At 59.1% G+C, this 18,143-nt stretch carries 16 protein-coding genes and 1 pseudogene; 6 read left to right on the top strand and 11 right to left on the bottom strand.

What is annotated here, in order from left to right; all coding sequences use genetic code 11:
• The 3 genes and pseudogenes from AB4N64_RS23430 to gpmI all read right to left on the bottom strand — a co-directional run bounded on the left by AB4N64_RS23430 (position 1) and on the right by gpmI (position 4,388).
• Positions 1 to 1,320: a S41 family peptidase gene (locus tag AB4N64_RS23430; protein ID WP_460118939.1), complete on the bottom strand. Its 1,320-nt coding sequence runs from the start codon at positions 1,318 to 1,320 to the stop codon at positions 1 to 3.
• 31 nt (positions 1,321 to 1,351) lie between these two features.
• Positions 1,352 to 2,642, bottom strand: a pseudogene (locus AB4N64_RS23425) (murein hydrolase activator EnvC family protein).
• Positions 2,643 to 2,858: 216 nt separating this feature from the next.
• The gene (gene gpmI, locus AB4N64_RS23420) at positions 2,859 to 4,388 is read right to left on the bottom strand and encodes a 2,3-bisphosphoglycerate-independent phosphoglycerate mutase (protein ID WP_460118938.1); all 1,530 of its coding nucleotides are present in this window, start codon (positions 4,386 to 4,388) and stop codon (positions 2,859 to 2,861) included.
• 150 nt (positions 4,389 to 4,538) lie between these two features.
• On the opposite strand from gpmI, the gene AB4N64_RS23415 reads away from it, so the two are divergent.
• From AB4N64_RS23415 to secB, 3 genes are read left to right on the top strand one after another with little or no spacing between them, the layout of a single operon-like run.
• Positions 4,539 to 4,952 carry a rhodanese-like domain-containing protein gene (locus AB4N64_RS23415; RefSeq protein WP_460118936.1) on the top strand — a complete coding sequence of 138 codons (414 nt, stop codon included), beginning with the start codon at positions 4,539 to 4,541 and terminating at the stop codon, positions 4,950 to 4,952.
• 1 nt (position 4,953) lies between these two features.
• Positions 4,954 to 5,208, top strand: a complete 255-nt coding sequence (gene grxC / locus AB4N64_RS23410) for a glutaredoxin 3 (protein ID WP_192307535.1) — start codon at positions 4,954 to 4,956, stop codon at positions 5,206 to 5,208.
• Positions 5,209 to 5,249: 41 nt separating this feature from the next.
• Entirely contained in the window at positions 5,250 to 5,735 is a 486-nt protein-coding gene (gene secB, locus AB4N64_RS23405) for a protein-export chaperone SecB (protein WP_460118934.1), read from the top strand.
• Positions 5,736 to 5,871: 136 nt separating this feature from the next.
• On the opposite strand, the gene trmL is transcribed toward secB, so the two are convergent.
• Complete coding sequence (trmL, locus tag AB4N64_RS23400; protein WP_460118932.1) at positions 5,872 to 6,327, bottom strand: tRNA (uridine(34)/cytosine(34)/5-carboxymethylaminomethyluridine(34)-2'-O)-methyltransferase TrmL; 456 nt, start codon at positions 6,325 to 6,327, stop codon at positions 5,872 to 5,874.
• Here trmL and AB4N64_RS23395 point away from each other — a divergent pair.
• Positions 6,326 to 6,766, top strand: coding sequence for a hypothetical protein (locus tag AB4N64_RS23395; RefSeq protein ID WP_460118930.1), 441 nt, complete (start codon positions 6,326 to 6,328; stop codon positions 6,764 to 6,766). The two genes, trmL and AB4N64_RS23395, sit on opposite strands and share 2 nt — an antisense overlap.
• Positions 6,767 to 7,288: 522 nt before the next feature.
• Here AB4N64_RS23395 and ntrC read toward each other — a convergent pair.
• The 5 genes from ntrC to glnA all read right to left on the bottom strand — a co-directional run bounded on the left by ntrC (position 7,289) and on the right by glnA (position 12,867).
• A complete protein-coding gene (ntrC, locus tag AB4N64_RS23390) occupies positions 7,289 to 8,725 on the bottom strand; it encodes a nitrogen regulation protein NR(I) (RefSeq protein WP_460118927.1) in 1,437 nt (478 codons plus the stop codon).
• The gene (gene glnL / locus AB4N64_RS23385; protein WP_460118926.1) at positions 8,722 to 9,807 is read right to left on the bottom strand and encodes a nitrogen regulation protein NR(II); all 1,086 of its coding nucleotides are present in this window, start codon (positions 9,805 to 9,807) and stop codon (positions 8,722 to 8,724) included. Before glnL ends, ntrC begins: the two co-directional genes overlap by 4 nt.
• Positions 9,808 to 10,037: 230 nt before the next feature.
• Positions 10,038 to 10,658: a DUF4124 domain-containing protein gene (locus tag AB4N64_RS23380; protein ID WP_460118924.1), complete on the bottom strand. Its 621-nt coding sequence runs from the start codon at positions 10,656 to 10,658 to the stop codon at positions 10,038 to 10,040.
• Positions 10,655 to 11,164, bottom strand: coding sequence for a DUF4124 domain-containing protein (locus AB4N64_RS23375; protein WP_460126853.1), 510 nt, complete (start codon positions 11,162 to 11,164; stop codon positions 10,655 to 10,657). The genes AB4N64_RS23380 and AB4N64_RS23375 overlap by 4 nt, the downstream gene beginning before the upstream one ends.
• Before the next feature lie 296 nt (positions 11,165 to 11,460).
• On the bottom strand, positions 11,461 to 12,867 hold the full coding sequence (glnA, locus tag AB4N64_RS23370; RefSeq protein WP_460118922.1) for a type I glutamate--ammonia ligase: 1,407 nt from the start codon (positions 12,865 to 12,867) through the stop codon (positions 11,461 to 11,463).
• 328 nt (positions 12,868 to 13,195) lie between these two features.
• Here glnA and thiI point away from each other — a divergent pair, with 328 nt between their 5' ends.
• Positions 13,196 to 14,650 carry a tRNA uracil 4-sulfurtransferase ThiI gene (gene thiI, locus AB4N64_RS23365; RefSeq protein WP_460118920.1) on the top strand — a complete coding sequence of 485 codons (1,455 nt, stop codon included), beginning with the start codon at positions 13,196 to 13,198 and terminating at the stop codon, positions 14,648 to 14,650.
• Between the two features lie 139 nt (positions 14,651 to 14,789).
• Positions 14,790 to 16,613 carry a translational GTPase TypA gene (gene typA / locus AB4N64_RS23360; protein ID WP_460118918.1) on the top strand — a complete coding sequence of 608 codons (1,824 nt, stop codon included), beginning with the start codon at positions 14,790 to 14,792 and terminating at the stop codon, positions 16,611 to 16,613.
• A gap of 181 nt (positions 16,614 to 16,794) precedes the next feature.
• On the opposite strand, the gene AB4N64_RS23355 is transcribed toward typA, so the two are convergent.
• Positions 16,795 to 17,319: a hypothetical protein gene (locus tag AB4N64_RS23355; protein WP_460118916.1), complete on the bottom strand. Its 525-nt coding sequence runs from the start codon at positions 17,317 to 17,319 to the stop codon at positions 16,795 to 16,797.
• A 142-nt stretch (positions 17,320 to 17,461) separates the two neighbouring features.
• Positions 17,462 to 17,899 carry a YkgJ family cysteine cluster protein gene (locus AB4N64_RS23350; RefSeq protein WP_460118914.1) on the bottom strand — a complete coding sequence of 146 codons (438 nt, stop codon included), beginning with the start codon at positions 17,897 to 17,899 and terminating at the stop codon, positions 17,462 to 17,464.
• Positions 17,900 to 18,143: the final 244 nt, after the last annotated feature.

Genomic DNA, 18,143 nt, shown 5'->3' with positions numbered 1-18,143 from the left:
TCAGCGGCCGGAAGTGATGCTCAGACCTTTGAGCAGGCTCAAGGCCTGTGCCAGTTGGTAATCATCATCCTGCGGCATGGCCTTGGCTTTGCTGCTCGAACCACTTGGCTTGTCCGCGCCGCCGTTGCCATTGCCCAGGTGACCTTGCAGGTCGGCTTCCTTGAAGTACTCGCTGTCCTGCTCGCTGGTGATCTTGGCCTTGCGCACTTCGATGTCTGGCACGATGCCCTGGGCCTGGATCGAGCGACCATTTGGTGTGTAGTACAGTGCCGTGGTGATCTTCAAGGCGCGGTCGTTGTTGAGTGGCAACACGGTTTGTACCGAGCCCTTGCCGAAGCTGTTGGTGCCCATGACCACCGCGCGTTTCTGGTCCTGCAGGGCGCCGGCGACGATTTCCGACGCCGAGGCGCTGCCGCCGTTGATCAGTACCACCATCGGCACTGCTTCGCTTTCGTCCTTGCCGGTGGCGGAGAAGCGCAGTTCGGAGTTGGCGATACGGCCCTTGGTGTAGACGATCAGGCCCTTGGTGATGAAGTGGTCGACGACTTCCACCGCCGCCTGCAGCACGCCGCCCGGGTTGTTGCGCAGGTCCAGGATGATGCCATTGAGCTTCTTGCCGTTGTCCTTGCGCAGCTTGGCCAGGGCCTTGGAGACTTCCTCGCCGGTCTTGACCTGGAACTGGGTGATGCGGATGTAGCCGTAGCCGGACTCCAGCAACTGCGCCTTCACGCTTTTCACCTGGATAATGGCGCGGGTCAGGGTCACGTCGAACGGGGTGCCGCCATCGCGGACCAGGGTCAGGGTGATCTTCTGGCCGATCTTGCCGCGCATCTTGTCCACGGCTTCGGTCATGCTCTGGCCGCGAGTAGGCTGGCCGTTGATCTTGACGATGAAGTCGCCAGCCTGGATGCCCGCTTTCGAGGCCGGGGTGTCATCGATCGGCGAGACCACCTTGATAAAGCCGTCTTCGGCGCCGACTTCGATGCCCAGGCCTCCGAATTCGCCGCTGGTGCTTTCCTGCAATTCAGCGAAGTCTTCCGGGCCCAGGTAGGCGGAGTGTGGGTCGAGATTGCTGAGCATGCCCTTGATGGCGTTTTCCAGCAGTGTCTTGTCGTCCACCGGTTCGACATAGGCCGCCTTGATCCGGTCCATGACCTCGGCAAAGGTGCGCAACTCATCCAGCGGCAATGGCGCTTTGGTGGTTGCAGCAGTGCCTGCAGGCGCGACCGCCGCAGCCGGTTGAGCAGCGAACGCCAGGGGCGCGCCGATCACCAGGGCGATCGTCAGGGCCAGCGAGGTAAGGCGAGACAAATGCAGCATGTCGAACAAACTCCTGAATTAGGCGGCACGCTTATCCTTGCGTGCGGCACCATTGGGCCGGATCACTGGGGTGACCCTGCTGACGAATTGCGAAATACAGCGCTGGTGTGTCCTGCCCGCCACTGTTGCCGACAGTGGAGATGGACTCACCGGCTTTTACCACGTCACCCGCAGACTTGAGCAGCGTCTGGTTGTGACCGTAAAGACTCAAAAAACCATTGCCATGATCCAGGATCACCAGCAGGCCGGCGCCGCGCAACCAGTCGGCGAACACCACCCGCCCGCCGTGTACGGCGTGCACCTGGCTGCCGGCGGAGGCGCTGATCATCACGCCATCCCACTTGGTGCGCGAGTCGTCGCCACGGGTTTCACCAAAACGTGCCAGCAATCGACCATCAACTGGCCATGGAAGTTTGCCGCGAGTTGACGCAAAGGGGCCGCCGAAGGTTTCACCTGAACTGGAAACCAGCGCGCCGGGTGTCGATTTGGTTGTTTTCCGTGGGGCGTCGCTGGCATCTGCGTCAGCCTGAGCCTCACGTAAACGCTTTTTTTCGGCTTCCTGCTGGGCGATCAGCGCTTTTTGTCGCGCTTCTTCTGCCTCACGAGCCTGGCGAGCCAGGGTTTCCTCGATGGTTTTAAGGACTTTAGACAGGTCTGCCTGATCCTGCTCGCGGGCGGCGAGTTTCTGGTCTCGCGCCTTTACATCGTCGTTGAGCTTGGCCAGGACTTGCTGGCGCTCCTTGCGGACTTTCTCGAGTTCATCGCGCTGGGTGTCGAGGCTGCTCTTCTGCACCAGCAATTGCGCCTGCTGCAGGCCGATGTCTTTTTCGACATTGGCCAGTTGGCGCAGGGTTTCGTTGAAGTTCTTCAACTGCTCCAGGCGGGCCTGGCTCAGGTAATCGTAATAGGTGAGGGTGCGGGCAAATTTTTCCGGATTTTGCTGGTTGAGCAGCAGTTTCAGGTACTCCTGACGGCCATTCTGATAGGCCGCACGGGCCTGGATGGCGATCAGTCGTTGCTGTTCAGTGCGCGCGCTCTGGAGTTTTTTTCTCCGCATCGAGCCGTTGCAGCTCGGTTTCGCTTTTTTTCAGCTCTTTCTGCAAGGTTTCGACCTGCTTCTCGAGCTTGCCCATCTCGGTTTCGGTGCCCTTGAGGTCCTTCTGGACGCCGGACTTTTCTTCCTGCAGCTTGCCCAGCAGTTTTTTCAGCTCGGCAATGTCCTGACGCGTGGCGTCCAACTGTTGTTGGGTTTGCGCGCGCTCGTCGGCGAAAGCCGGTTGGAGCAGGCAAGTCAGAGCAAGGGCTATCAGGACGCGAAGCATAGAGACAGGCGGCACCAGGGTTAGGGACGGCCTAGTATGCCCGCCATACGCTGCAAAAAAAACGCCCAAATGGGGCTGTGTGATAACTGGCCCGAAAAACCCTGTAAACAACTGTGGAAGCGAGTCTGCTCGCGATGACTTCTGCACATTCAACATTGACGTTGACTGTCAGATAGCTATCGCGAGCAGGCTTATTCCCCCAGAACAATCAGAGGATCAGACGAGGATCGAAGTCCCGGTCATTTCCGCCGGTTTTTCCAGGCCCAGCAGTTTGAGCATGGTGGGCGCCACGTCCGCCAGCACGCCACCTTCGCGGACCTTGAGGTCACGCTTGCCGACATAGATGAACGGCACCGGCTCGGTGGTGTGGGCGGTGTGGGCCTGACCAGTGGATTCGTCGGCCATTTGCTCGACGTTACCGTGGTCGGCAGTGATCAACGCTTCGCCGCCGACTTTCTCCAGGGCATCGACGATGCGACCGACGCATTGATCCAGGCACTCGACGGCTTTGACGGCCGCTTCGAACACGCCGCTGTGGCCGACCATGTCACCGTTGGCGTAGTTGACCACGATCACGTCATAACGCTGGTTTTCAATGGCGTCGACGATGCGGTCGGTGACTTCCGGTGCGCTCATTTCCGGTTGCAGGTCGTAGGTGGCGACTTTTGGCGACGGGATCAGGATGCGTTCCTCACCCGGGAACGGTTCTTCGCGCCCGCCGGAGAAGAAGAAGGTGACGTGCGCATACTTCTCGGTTTCGGCAATGCGCAGCTGGGTCTTGCCATTTTTTGCCAGGTAGTCGCCCAGCACGTTATCCAGACTGCCGGCGGCGAAGGCCGATGGCGCAGGAATGCTGGCGGCGTATTGGGTCAGCATGACGAAACCGGCCAGTTTCGGCTGGCGGCTGCGCTCGAATTCCTTGAAATCGTCCTCGACGAACACGCGGGTCAGTTCACGGGCACGGTCGGCGCGGAAGTTCATGAACACCACGGCGTCGCCGTCTTCGACCTTCACCGGTTCTCCGATGGAGGTGGCTTTGACGAATTCGTCGCTCTCGCCTCGTTCGTAGGCCGCCTTCAGGCCGTCCTGGGCGGTGGCAGCGTGGTATTCGCCTTTGCCGTCGGCAATCAGGTTGTAGGCCTGGGCCACGCGATCCCAACGGTTGTCACGGTCCATGGCGAAGTAACGACCAATGATGCTGGCGATGCGGCCCTTGCCGAGGGCCTGGAACGTCGCGTCGAGCAGTTCGATGGACGACTCGGCGCTTTTGGGCGGTGTGTCGCGACCATCGAGGAAGGCATGCAGATAGATTTTCTCGGCGCCACGCTTGAACGCGAGTTCGGCCATGGCCACCAGGTGATCCTGATGGCTGTGCACACCGCCGTCGGACAGCAGGCCCATGAAGTGCACAGCCTTGCCGGCAGCCACGGCCTTGTCCACGGCGGCACAGATGGTCGGGTTCTCGAAGAACTCGCCGTCGCGGATCGATTTGGTCACGCGAGTGAAGTCCTGGTACACCACGCGGCCAGCGCCGAGGTTCATGTGGCCGACTTCGGAGTTGCCCATCTGGCCGTCCGGCAGGCCGACATCCATGCCGCTGCCCGAGATCAGGCCGTTCGGTACCGTGGCCCACAGGCGGTCCAGTACAGGTTTCTTCGCCGCGAACACGGCGTTGGACTCTGGGCTGTCGCTGTGACCGAAGCCGTCGAGAATGATCAGGACCAAAGGTTTAGGCGTGGTAGTCATGGATTCGACTCGTGGCTGAATAAAAGAGGGCGATGCAAAGGAGTCGCAGTTTAAAACGAAGTTCCGGCCACGTCACCGCCGGACGGGGTTTGGCCCACCATAGTGGCTGTGTATACTGGCCGACATTTTAACGCCCTGGAACCTCCTTCGATGGTTGCTCACCTGATTGAATTTGCCACTAACCACTTCCTGCTCGTCGGTCTTTTCGTCATCCTGCTGGCAGCGCTGATCGCTTATCAGATGCAAGGCGGCGGCCGCAGCCTGAGCACCGCTGAATTGACCGGCCTGGTCAACAAGGACGCCGGCGTCGTCATCGACATCCGTGCCGCCAAGGACTACGCCGCCGGTCACATCGTTGGCGCGCTGAACATTCCCCACGACAAGCTGACCGCACGCATTGGCGAACTGGAAAAGCACAAGGCCAAGACCATCATCCTGGTCGACGCCATGGGCCAGACCGCAGGCACCCATGCCCGCGAGTTGATGAAGTCCGGTTTCACCGCCGCCAAGCTGTCCGGCGGCATCTCCAGCTGGAAAGGCGACAACCTGCCGCTGGTGAAGTGACATGAGCAACGTCGTCGTCTACTCCAGCGATTACTGCCCTTACTGCTCGCGAGCCAAGTACCTGCTCGAGAATAAAGGCGTGGCCTTCGAAGAGATCAAGGTCGATGGCAAGCCACAGGTGCGCGCCGCCATGGCCCAGAAGGCCGGACGTACTTCCGTGCCGCAAATCTGGATAGGCGAGCGACACGTGGGTGGCTGCGATGATTTGTTTGCCCTTGAGCGCGCCGGCAAGCTCGACGCGCTGCTCAAGGCCTGAGTGTTTCCCCTACTAGACCCCGAGATCAGAAAGGATCTGAGATGACTGACCAACAGAACACTGCAGCTGCCGAAGACGATAGCGCACCGCAATTCTCCCTGCAGCGCATCTACGTACGCGACTTGTCCTTCGAAGCCCCGAAAAGCCCGGCGATCTTCCGCCAGCAATGGGAGCCGAGCGTCGGTCTGGATCTGAACACCCGTCAGAAGGCACTGGAAGCCGACTTCCACGAAGTCGTGCTGACCCTGTCCGTGACCGTGAAAAACGGTGACGAAGTGGCGTTCATCGCTGAAGTACAACAGGCCGGGATCTTCCTGATCAAGAACCTGGACGACGCTTCGATGAGCCACACCCTGGGCGCGTTCTGCCCGAACATCTTGTTCCCGTACGCGCGCGAAACCCTGGACAGCCTGGTGACCCGTGGTTCGTTCCCGGCGCTGATGCTGGCCCCGGTGAACTTCGACGCGCTGTATGCCCAGGAACTGCAACGCATGCAGGCGGCTGGCGAGACCCCGACCGTTCAGTAAGCGGCGCTGCTAAAAATCGCGGGCAAGCCCGCTCCCACAGGGATTTTTGGTGTTCACTCAATTTGTGACTCACTTTGTCCACTGTGGGAGCGGGCTTGCCCGCGATTGTTTCTATCAGGCAAGAGTGATTCTGGGCTTACTTGAAGTCGTTCTGCCGCCAGGCTTCATAAACCGCTACGGCCACCGTGTTCGACAGGTTCAGGCTACGGCAGCCCTCGCGCATCGGCAGGCGCAGGCGTTGTTCGCCCGGCAGGGCGTCGAGCACCTCAGCTGGCAAGCCACGGCTCTCCGGACCGAACAGGAATGCGTCGCCCGCAGCGAAGCTGGCGTCGTGAAACGGCCGCGAACCCTTGGTGGTGAAGGCGAACAAGCGCGGATGCCCCAGGCTTTCCAGGCAACTGGCCAGGTCAGCATGGCGTTGCAGAGTGGCATACTCGTGGTAGTCGAGACCGGCCCGGCGCAGGCGCTTATCATCCATCTCGAAGCCCAGCGGTTCGATCAAATGCAGGTGGCAGCCACTGTTGGCGCACAGCCTGATAACGTTGCCGGTATTCGGCGGAATTTCTGGTTGGAAAAGGATGACGTGAAACATGCACGGCTCCGCAAATAAAGATGACGGGCATTCTACGCCGCAAGCAGACCAGCGTTCGAAACTATTCCCGCGGGTGATGGGCTCGCTGGCGATTTTCGGGTTGATGGTGGGCTTGATGATCGGTCGCCTGACCACGCCCGAACCCAGTGAGCTGCAAACGGTCGAGGTGACGAGCGACGGACTGGTGGTGTGGTTCAACAACGAGCCCAAGACCCATGGCGAGTTCGTGGACGGCAGCCTGGCGTTGTTGTTCGATGCGCAGGGGCGGACGCAAAAAGGCCAGCTCAAGCTCAATGAAAAGAGTGTGAACTGGCGACTGATGTTGAGTAAGGAAGGCTTGTTGCTATCGGTGGTGGCGGCCCGACCGTTACAGGGCGAATGGTCCGGTAGCGAGGTCGATGACCGCTGGCGAGTGGAGATCCATCTCCGTGAGCAATAAAAGAGGGAATCCCCGGCCTGCCTGTACCAAGGTCCCCAAAACGGCAGGGCTCGCGCGTTGCATCGTGAGCCCGGTGTAAAGAAGGAACCCCTGACCTGCCTGTATCAAGGGCCCCAAAAGGGTTGGGCTCGTCGCGATGGCGGTGTGAGCCCGATGTAAAGAGGGGAATCCCCGGCCTGCCTGTACCAAGGTCCCCGAAACCGGGTAGTGAATCGAATCACTGAATGGACTATTGCAGGGGGCGTGCCAGGTTTTAACAGGTTGCAATACAAAGGCTGTTGGAAATGCCGAAAGCCCCGTAGACCGGGGCTTTCGCGTTTTTGTGTGGTGGGAGTTTCTCTGTTTTATCGCGGGCTTTGCTGTCGGGAGGCATGCGCGATTGCAGGTCAGGGTGCTTTGCGGTGGTGCATGCGGCCCCAAAAGCATCGCGGGCAAGCCCGCTCCTACAGGGTTAGCGGTGAACCTGTAGGGGCGGGCTTGCCCGCGATTGGATTTACCTGGCGATGAAGATCCAGAGGCTATTCAGCCCTCATCCCCCTCATCATCATCCCCACCATCGACCTTCATCCCCAACTCCTTGATCTTGCGCGTCAGGGTGTTGCGTCCCCAGCCCAGCAACACCGCCGCATCACGACGACGCCCAGCGGTGTGCTTGAGTGCGGTCTCGATCATGATTCGCTCGAAGGCCGGTACGGCGCTATCGAGCAGGCTCGATTGACCGCGAGCCAGGGCCTGATCGGCCCACTGGCGCAGCGCCTGCTCCCAATTGGTCACTGGCGCTGAATCCTGCGGCAAGCTCAACAGTTCTGGCGGCAGGTCGCTGATGTGTACCTCGCGACCGGAAGCCATGACCGTGATCCAGCGGCAGGTGTTCTCCAGTTGACGGACGTTGCCGCCCCACGGCAGGTTTTTAAGGTATTCCTCGGTTTCGCTTTTCAGCAGCTTCGGCTCGACGGCCAACTCCTGTGCGGCGCGGCTGAGGAAATGCTTGGCGAGGGTTGGAATGTCTTCGCGACGGTCCGACAGCCGTGGGATATGGATGCGGATGACGTTGAGACGGTGGAACAAGTCTTCGCGGAATTTCCCGGCGTGTACCAGGGTCTCCAGATTCTGGTGGGTGGCGGCAATGATGCGCACATCCACTTTCACCGGCACATGACCACCGACGCGGTAGAACTCGCCGTCCGCCAGTACCCGCAGCAAACGGGTCTGGGTGTCGGCTGGCATGTCACCGATTTCGTCGAGGAACAGCGTGCCGCCGTCGGCTTGTTCAAAGCGACCGCGACGCAGGTTGGCCGCGCCGGTGAACGCGCCCTTTTCATGGCCGAACAGCTCGGACTCCATCAAGTCCTTCGGGATGGCGGCCATGTTCAACGCGATGAACGGGGATGCCGCGCGCGGGCTGTGTCGGTGCAGGGCGTGGGCCACCAGCTCTTTACCGGTACCGGATTCGCCATTGATCAGCACCGTGATGTTGGAGTGGCTCAAGCGCCCGATGGCGCGAAACACTTCCTGCATGGCCGGGGCTTCACCGATGATTTCCGGGGTGCGGGTCAGGGTTGGAACCACTTCCAGGCCTTGCTGCTCCTGGGCGTGTTGGTTCGCGCGCTTGACCAACGACACGGCTTCGTCGACGTCGAACGGCTTGGGCAGGTACTCGAAGGCGCCGCCCTGATAGGAGGCGACAGCGCTGTCCAGGTCGGAGTGCGCGGTCATGATGATCACCGGCAGCCGCGGGTGTTGTTCGCGAATTCGCGCCAACAGGTCCAGGCCACTGGCACCGGGCATGCGGATGTCGGAAATGATCACGTCCGGCTGCTGGCGCGCCAGGCGGCTCATCACGCCATCGGCGCTGTCGAAGCTTTGCGTGTTCATGCCTTCCTGTTGCAGGGCTTTTTCCAGGACCCAGCGGATAGAACGGTCGTCATCGACGATCCACACGGTTTCACTACGGCTCATGTCGATGTGGCTCCTTGTTCCAGTGGCAGAAAGATCGAGAACGTGGTGTGGCCTGGATGGCTGTCACATTCGATCAGTCCCTGGTGCTGGCTGATGATGTTCTGGGTAATGGCCAGGCCGAGTCCGGTACCGTCCGGACGACCGCTGACCATGGGAAAGAAAATGGTTTCCTGGAGTTCCGCAGGAATGCCCGGTCCGTTGTCGGTGATCTCGATCTTGGTCACCAGGCGGTGGCGCACATGGCCAATGGTGAACTGACGCATGGCGCGAGTGCGCAGGGTAATGCGGCCCAGGCGCAGCTCGTTCTGGCCGCTGATGGCCTGCATGGCATTGCGCACGATGTTCAATACGGCCTGGATCATCTGTTCGCGGTCGATCAAGACGTCCGGAATACTTGGATCGTAGTCGCGCACCAGCGTGATGCAGCCTTGGCTTTCTGCCTCGACCAGTTGGCTGACGCGCTCCAGCACTTCGTGAATGTTGCACATGGCCAGCGACGGCAGCTTGTTGGAACCGAGCATGCGGTCGACCAGGTTGCGCAGGCGGTCGGCTTCTTCAATGATGACGTTGGTGTAGTCGCGCAGGCTTTCTTCCGGCAGCTCCCGGGCCAGCAGTTGCGCGGCGCCACGAATACCGCCCAGGGGATTCTTGATTTCATGGGCAAGGCCGCGCACCAGCATCTTGCTGGTTTCCTGCTTGGACAGTTGCGCTTCTTCCTTGGTGATCCGCAACAAGCGGTCGCGGGGATGAACTTCCAGCAGCAACAGGGTGGCGCCGTTGGCCAGGATGGGCGTCACCGCGTAGTCGACGGTCAGGGTCTGGCCGGTGAGGGCGGTGAGCATCGCTTCGCGCTTGGTAAACGGGTGGGCTTGTTCGACTGCCTGGCGCAGGGAGTTCAGCGCTTCGGCGGACTCGGTGAACAGTTCGCTGATGAACTGTCCATGGCTACGCTGGCCGCTGATCGCCAGCAGCATCTCCGCCGCAGGGTTCATGTACTCGAGGCGTAGTTGGTCATCGAGCAGAATGGTTGCCGTGGTCAAGTTGTCGAGTAGCAATCGATGCAGTGCGTCGCTAATGGTCATCAGGACCTCTTTTGGAGCAGGGCGCGCGCGTGAATAAGCGCTGATTACCGAGAAAATGCAAAAACCAAACCAAGGCTCCGAAAAGAAGCGTTAAAGGCCTGAAACGTGCGTTCGACGCTCAATGTTGTGGCGTTGTGCCAGCTTTTGCGGGTATTTTCGAACCAAAATGGGCTGACATCCGGGCACCGTGCATGCATTTGCACCATTGTAGTGCGCGAACCTGAACGGCGTCAGAAGAAGCGAAGGAAGGGATTTTTTTCCTGTTCCGGTTTGTCCTTCAGGGGGCATTCCGGTCGCTGGCCGTAGTCGGTGAGCGTGCAGGGCTGGACTTTGCGTTTCTGCGCAAGGGAGATGCGCTGCATGTGAAAGGGTTGATTGGGGGTTCGCTCCACCGTGCGACCCTGCGCATCGAGGATCTCAATGGACAGTTGATGGCTGCCGCGGTCGATGTTGTTCAGGGCGAACACCGGACTTTGGCCGGGTTCGGCGGTGGGTTGTCCATCGAGGAACAAGCGGTAGCGGTGACCCGGTTGCAGGCCGGGTTCATGGGTGATGCTGACGATCAGCTCACCGGTACTGCTGCGAATCGTGGCATCGGGCTCCGGCACCAGTACCCTTAGCATGTCATAGCGCAATGGTGGCTTTGCGGCGGCTTTTGCACTGGGCTTCACCGGCGCCGCGCCGGTCGGATCGGCGGACATGCGGTTGCTCGTTGCCAGAGGCACACGCTTGGCGTTTCCAGCACCGGGTTGATCGGTGAAGACTCGATTGCCCTGGGCATCGATGTAAGTGAACACCTCGGCTGATGCCGGCAGCGCGATCAAGCAGGCTATCAGTAGCCACGCATTCACGGCGTGTGCACCCGCTGCAGGGTGAAGGTTACGCTGGGGCTCTGCTGGATGACTTTTTCGCCGTCGATCACCTGAACGGCCAAGCTGTGGGTGCCGCGATCGATGTTGACCAGTTGCAGGATCGGCACGTTACTCGGTTGGCCATAGGGCTGATCGTCCAGCAACAGCCTGAATAAGTGTGGGCCTTGCAGCTTGGGCTTGATCAGCACATTGACGGTGAAGGTGCCGTTGTTGGCGCGCAGGGCTTCAGTGGTCGGCAGATGGGTCAGCTCCAGCACCTCGTACGTACTGAGCGGTCGTTCGCTGCCCGACGCCTCGGCTGGTGGCGCGACTGGCGCCTGGCGCTCGACGCGATTGAGGGGCGGCAGTTCGACCGGCTGTGCCTTCACGCCATCGGGCGGTTGATTGCTGTAGGCGGTGTTGCCGGCAGCATCGGTGTACTTGTAGATCTGCGCTGCGGCGGGCAGGGCGATCAACAGCAGGATGCAAAAGAAACCACGACCCATGAGCTCGACCAGAAATGAAAGCATTGGGTTGCAGCATAGGTCAGGGTGGGTGGTTATCTCAAACCGTTAACACTGTGAAGTGATTTCCCGAATCACACGCAGATAAAAACTGTGGGAGCGGGCTTGCCCGCGATGGCGTCGGCAAATCCAGCGTCTTCTGTGTCAGGCAGGTCGCAATCGCGGGCAAGCCCGCTCCCACAGGGTTCTCCATGTACCATTTAATAGCGGGCATAAAAAAGGCCTCCCGAAGGAGGCCTCTCTTTTTTCGTCACGCCGCTTGCGCAGGCGCTACCGGATCAGCAGCTGTAGTACAGCTCGTATTCCAGTGGGTGTACGAAGGTGCGAACCTTGATTTCTTCTTCGCTTTTCAGGGCGATGTAGGCGTCGATGAAGTCGTCGGAGAACACGCCGCCTTTGGTCAGGAACGCGCGACCTTTATCCAGCTCTTCAAGGGCTTCTTTCAGGCTGCCGCAAACTTGTGGGATCTCTTTGGCCTCTTCAGGCGGCAGGTCGTACAGGTTTTTGTCAGCTGCGTCGCCAGGGTGGATCTTGTTCTGGATGCCGTCCAGGCCAGCCATCAGCAGTGCAGCGAACGCCAGGTACGGGTTGGCTGCCGGATCCGGGAAGCGTGCTTCGATACGGCGGGCTTTCGGGCTCGACACGTAAGGAATACGGATCGAAGCGGAACGGTTGCGAGCCGAGTAGGCCAGCATGACCGGAGCTTCGAAACCTGGAACCAGACGCTTGTAGGAGTTGGTAGCCGGGTTGGTGAAGCCGTTCAGGGCCTTACCGTGCTTGATGATACCGCCGATGAAGTACAGGGCGGTGTCGGACAGGCCGGCATAACCTTCACCTGCGAAGGTGTTCTTGCCTTCTTTCCAGATGGACATGTGTACGTGCATGCCCGAACCGTTGTCGCCGTACAGAGGCTTCGGCATGAAGGTGGCGGTGCGACCGTAAGCGTCGGCAACGTTGTGCACGACATACTTCAGGGTCTGGGTTTCGTCGGCTTTCTTCACCAGGGTGTTGAACTTGACGCCGATTTCGTTCTGGCCGGCAGTCGCCACTTCGTGGTGGTGAACTTCGACGGTCAGGCCCATTTCTTCCAGCGCGTTGCACATGGAAGTACGGATTTCGTGGTCGTGGTCGAACGGTGGAACCGGGAAGTAGCCGCCTTTGATGCCAGGACGGTGACCCTTGTTGCCGCCTTCGATGTCCTGGTCGGACATCCACGAACCTTGCTCGGAGTAGATCTTGAACATCGAGCCGGAGATGTCGGACTTGAACTTCACCTGGTCGAAGATGAAGAACTCTGGCTCCGGACCTGCGAACGCGGTGTCACCGATACCGGTAGACTTCAGGTACTCTTCGGCGCGCTTGGCGATCGCACGTGGGTCGCGGTCGTAGCCTTGCATGCTCGAAGGTTCGATGATGTCGCAGACCAGGATCAGGGTCGGCTCTTCGGTGAACGGGTCCAGAACGGCGGTTTCATCATCCGGCATCAGGATCATGTCGGAAGCTTCGATGCCTTTCCAGCCGGAGATGGAGGAGCCGTCGAACATCTTGCCGACTTCGAAGAAGTCTTCATCCAGCGCATCGCGAGCTGGCATGGTCACGTGGTGCTGGGTGCCTTTGGTGTCCGTGAAGCGCAGATCAATCCACTTGACGTCATGATCTTTAATGAGTTGAACCGACTTCGACATACTGTCCTCCGGGGTGGCTTAGGGCGGGTAGTGGATGCCCATAATGTTTGTGATGCCGGCGCGAATACTCTGCCAAGGCAACCTGCCTCACAAGGGAGCAAATTGCATGCCAGTGCCCCAGCATGGGTTTTTTGCCCCAAATTCACGCTTATAAAGGCTTCAAGCCGCCAAACAGGAAAAATATCGCCCTACAATGTGGCGCTTTCAATCGAAAACGACCTGTTTTGGTGCGCGCAAAACCTTCTGCACATTAACTGGTTAAACCTTGAGCAATTTCCGCTATAATCCGCGCCCCCCTTTTTCGGCTGGCCCTGCGCGCGCTGTTTTCATGAAACTAATCGTAAAAGTCTTTCCCGAGATCACCATCAAGAGCCGACCTGTCCGGACGCGTTTCATCCGTCAGTTGGCCAAAAACATCCGTGCCGTGCTCCGTGACCTGGACCCGGCTGTGGTGGTGAACGGCGTGTGGGACAACCTCGAGCTGGACACCCGCGTAGAAGACCCAAAGGCCCTGAAAGAGATGGGCGAGCGCCTGAGCTGCATGCCGGGCATCGCGCACTTCCTGCAGATTGACGAATATCCACTGGGCGATTTCGACGACATCGTCGAAAAGTGCAAGCAGTACTACGGTGATGCACTGGCCGGGAAAATCTTCTCGGTGCGCTGCAAGCGCGCCGGCAAGCACCCGTTCAGCTCGATCGATATCGAAAAATATGTCGGCAGCCAGTTGCGCCGTCAGTGCGGTGCCGCCGGCATCGACCTGAAAAAGCCGGAAATCGAAGTCCGTATCGAAGTTCGCGACCAACGGTTGTTTGTCATCCACAGCCAGCACACTGGCATCGGTGGTTATCCGCTGGGTGCGCTGGAGCAGACGTTGGTGCTGATGTCCGGCGGTTTCGACTCCACGGTTGCGGCCTACCAGATCATGCGTCGTGGGCTGATGGCCCACTTCTGCTTCTTTAACCTGGGCGGTCGTGCCCACGAATTGGGCGTCATGGAAGTCGCGCATTTCATCTGGAAGAAGTACGGCAGCTCGCAACGCGTGTTATTTGTCAGTGTGCCGTTCGAGGAAGTGTTGGGCGAAATTCTCGGCAAAGTCGATAACAGTCATATGGGCGTAGTATTGAAGCGTATGATGTTGCGCGCTTCCTCGCAGATTGCTGATCGACTGCATATCGACGCCCTGGTCACCGGCGAGGCGATCTCCCAGGTGTCGAGCCAGACGTTGCCGAACCTGTCCGTGATCGACTGTGTCACCGAAAAGCTGGTGCTGCGCCCGCTGATCGCCAGCCACAAGCAGGACATCATCGATACCGCCAACGAAATCGGCACCGCTGATTTCGCCAAGCACATGCCGGAGTACTGCGGGGTCATTTCGGTCAATCCGAAGACGGCTGCCAAGCGCCACCGCGTAGAGCACGAAGAGAAAGAGTTCGACATGGCCGTGCTTGAGCGCGCCCTTGAGAACGCCAAGCTGGTCCCGATCGATCGTGTGATCGATGAACTGGGCCAGGACGTACAAATTGAAGAAGTCAGCGACGCGCTGGCCGGTCAGATCGTGATCGACATCCGCCATCCGGATGCCGCCGAGGATGACCCGCTGCAACTGGCTGGCATCGAGGTACAAACGATGCCGTTTTATGCTCTGAACGCTCGTTTCAAGGAACTGGACCCTACTCGCCAGTACCTGTTGTATTGCGACAAAGGCGTGATGAGTCGCCTGCATGCCCACCATTTGCTCAGTGAGGGGCATGCCAATGTGCGCGTTTATCGACCGAGCTAAGTGCCCGGGGCTGTTTGCCTGTGGCTTGCGTCACCGGCCCCCCGACGCCACCGTAAAGCTGTAAAGGCTTTCACGGACGCTACTGTTAATCGCTGCCAAGACTTGTCAGCACACCGAATCCTCTGATCGAGATACACAAGTGATCGAAAATCTACGCAACATCGCCATCATTGCCCACGTTGACCATGGTAAAACCACCCTGGTAGACAAACTCCTGCGTCAATCCGGCACCCTGGAGCGCAACGAGCTCAACGACGAGCGCGTGATGGACTCCAACGACCAGGAAAAAGAGCGCGGTATTACCATTCTGGCGAAAAACACCGCCATCAACTGGAACGGCTACCACATCAACATCGTGGACACCCCGGGCCACGCCGACTTCGGCGGCGAAGTAGAGCGCGTAATGTCGATGGTCGACTCCGTTCTGCTGCTGGTTGACGCTCAAGACGGCCCTATGCCGCAAACCCGTTTCGTCACCAAGAAAGCGTTCGAAGCTGGCCTCAAGCCAATCGTCGTGATCAACAAGGTTGACCGTCCGGGCGCGCGTCCTGACTGGGTTCTGGACCAGATCTTCGACCTGTTCGACAACCTGGGTGCTACCGACGAACAACTGGACTTCCAGGTTGTTTACGCCTCGGCCCTGAACGGCATCGCCGGTCTGGATCACACCGCCATGGCCGAAGACATGACCCCGCTGTACCAAGCGGTCGTCGACCACGTTCCTGCGCCGAAAGTTGACCGTGACGGTCCTTTCCAGATGCAAATCTCGGCACTGGACTACAACAGCTTCCTGGGTGTTATCGGTGTTGGCCGTATCGCTCGTGGTCGCGTCAATCCGAACACTCCGGTTGTCGCCATCGACGCCGACGGCAAGCGCCGCAACGGTCGTATCCTGAAGCTGATGGGCCACCACGGTCTGCACCGCATCGACGTTGAAGAAGCTGCGGCCGGCGACATCGTCTGCATCAGCGGTTTCGACGAGCTGTTCATCTCCGACACCCTGTGCCACCCGGACACCGTCGAGGCGATGAAGCCTCTGACCGTCGACGAGCCAACCGTTTCCATGACCTTCCAGGTAAACGACTCGCCTTTCTGCGGTAAAGAAGGCAAGTTCGTGACCTCCCGTAACATCAAGGATCGTCTGGACAAAGAGCTGCTGTACAACGTTGCACTGCGCGTTGAAGAAGGCGACTCGGCTGACAAGTTCAAGGTTTCCGGCCGTGGTGAGCTGCACCTCTCGGTACTGATCGAAACCATGCGTCGCGAAGGCTTCGAACTGGCCCTGGGCCGTCCGGAAGTGATCATTCGTGAAGTTGACGGCGTCAAGCAGGAACCGTTCGAAAACGTCACCATCGACATCCCTGAAGAATCCCAGGGCAAGGTGATGGAAGAGATGGGTCTGCGTAAAGGCGACCTGAGCAACATGGTGCCGGATGGCAAAGGCCGTGTGCGTCTGGAATACAACATCCCTGCTCGTGGTCTGATCGGTTTCCGTAACCAGTTCCTGACCCTGACCAACGGTGCTGGCATCCTGACCTCGATCTTCGATCGTTACGCTCCAGTGAAGTCCGGCCACATGTCCGGTCGTCAGAACGGCGTACTGGTTTCGGTTGAAACCGGCAAGGCACTGACCTACTCCCTGGAAACCCTGCAGGCTCGTGGCAAGCTGTTCGTAGAACACGGCCAGGAGATCTACAACGGTCAAATCGTTGGTCAGAACAGCCGCGACAACGACCTGGGCGTCAACCCTACCAAGGGCAAGAAGCTCGACAACATGCGTGCTTCGGGTAAAGACGAAACCATCGCTCTGGTACCACCTGTTCGCTTCACCCTGGAACAGGCTCTGGAATACATCCAGGAAGACGAGCTGTGTGAAGTCACTCCTAAGTCCATCCGTCTTCGCAAGAAGATCCTGGACGAAAGCGAGCGTACCCGCGCTGCCAAGAAAGCCAAGGCTAACTAAGCCCGGCTGAATAAAAACGCCCCCGGTCGAAAGGCCGGGGGCGTTTTTGTTTGTCTGGGGTTTGTATTGTCTGTGCCGGCAAATCGCGAGCAGGCTCGCACACCTCTCAGCGGTGCACACAAAACCTGTGGGAGCGGGCTTGCTCGCGATGGGTTGTGTCAGGCGCCGCAAAAATCAGCAGTCAGACATCAAACCACCGAAACGCCAAATAGGCCTCTGCTATCTGGCGCAACAAAACCTTGTCCGCCTTGGTGGCAATCCCATCGCCATCCACATCGCCATTGGTAAAGGAGTCCAGCTCGCCGTCATTGTCATCGTCGTACGCCGCAGCAGGTCGGATGCGAATGGCCGTGCCGGGCGAACCGTCGTCTTCGCTGAATTGAAGCCTGACGACGTCGGGAGAGCCGTCCTGGTGGTCAGTGGCAGCGATCTTGAGATACCGCTCCCAGTTATCACCCTCGTTGAACCAGTTGAGCTTCAGGAAGACCTCGGCAAACCGAGTCAGCAGCAATTGATCCTGAAAATCCTGCTTGCCGTCGCCGTCGATGTCACCGGCGAAGCCGAACTCGATCAGGCCGTCGGCGGACATGTCCAGTGCGAAGGCTTCGTGAACCTGATTGGCCGGGCCATTGTGAAAGTGCAGGAGCACGGCATCAGCCTTGCCGTTGCCGCTACGATCCTGGGCGGTTGCCTTTAAATAATGCATGAGCATCTTCTCAAGAGAAATGATGCTCCACACTAATGACTGCGCGGGGTTTGTTCTGTCGGGCGGGAGTTTGCGGCGTATAGGAAATGGCGACGCAAACCTATGGCCAAGTTACCCTGGCCATGTCGGAGCAATCGGCAGATCAGAACCGCTCGATGCTGCGCGAACCCCGCTCACGCTCCACTTCCTTGGGCTTGTACGCGCAATACCCCGGCCGCGGGCCGATTTTGGGGTGGTTGCGACAGGTGTCCGGGCGCTTGTCATAAATGGTGCACAGGCGACTCTTACGATCCAGGTAGTAGCAATCGTTGTTGCTCATGCGCTGGAGCGTGAAGATGCCTGACTTCTGATTGAAGCGCTCCACCAGCCCTTCCTTTTGCAGGCGCTTGGCGATGTTCTTCGGTGGGTCGCCCAACTCAAATTCGTCGACGATGCCAATGCGGATCAGGTCCTTGATCTTGACCTCCACCGGTAAAGTGCAGCAGCTGGACATGCACGAGCCGCACATCGGGGCGGTGTACTTGGCCCAGGTATCGAGGCGATCGATCTCGGCGGCGGCGATCAGGTTGGGCTTCATCATCGGTTGTTACCAGGCATGTGCATCAGGGCGCGCGATCATACCGGGACTGGTGGATTTTTGAACAACCTTTCGCCAGATTTTTTCTGTGTTGCCCCGTCGACGGTGTTATCCGGCACGGCCCCTGCATTCATTCAGGTACATGACAAAGTAATGCCGAGCTATCTCACGCTTCCAGGAAAAAACTGCCGAACCAGAGCCTCTGCCGTTTGTCAGACCGTCTAGGCTCAACAATTCCCGCTCGCTC

Source organism: Pseudomonas sp. S2_C03 (assembly GCF_054668405.1).
This window is presented reverse-complemented; position numbering and strand designations above follow the sequence as displayed.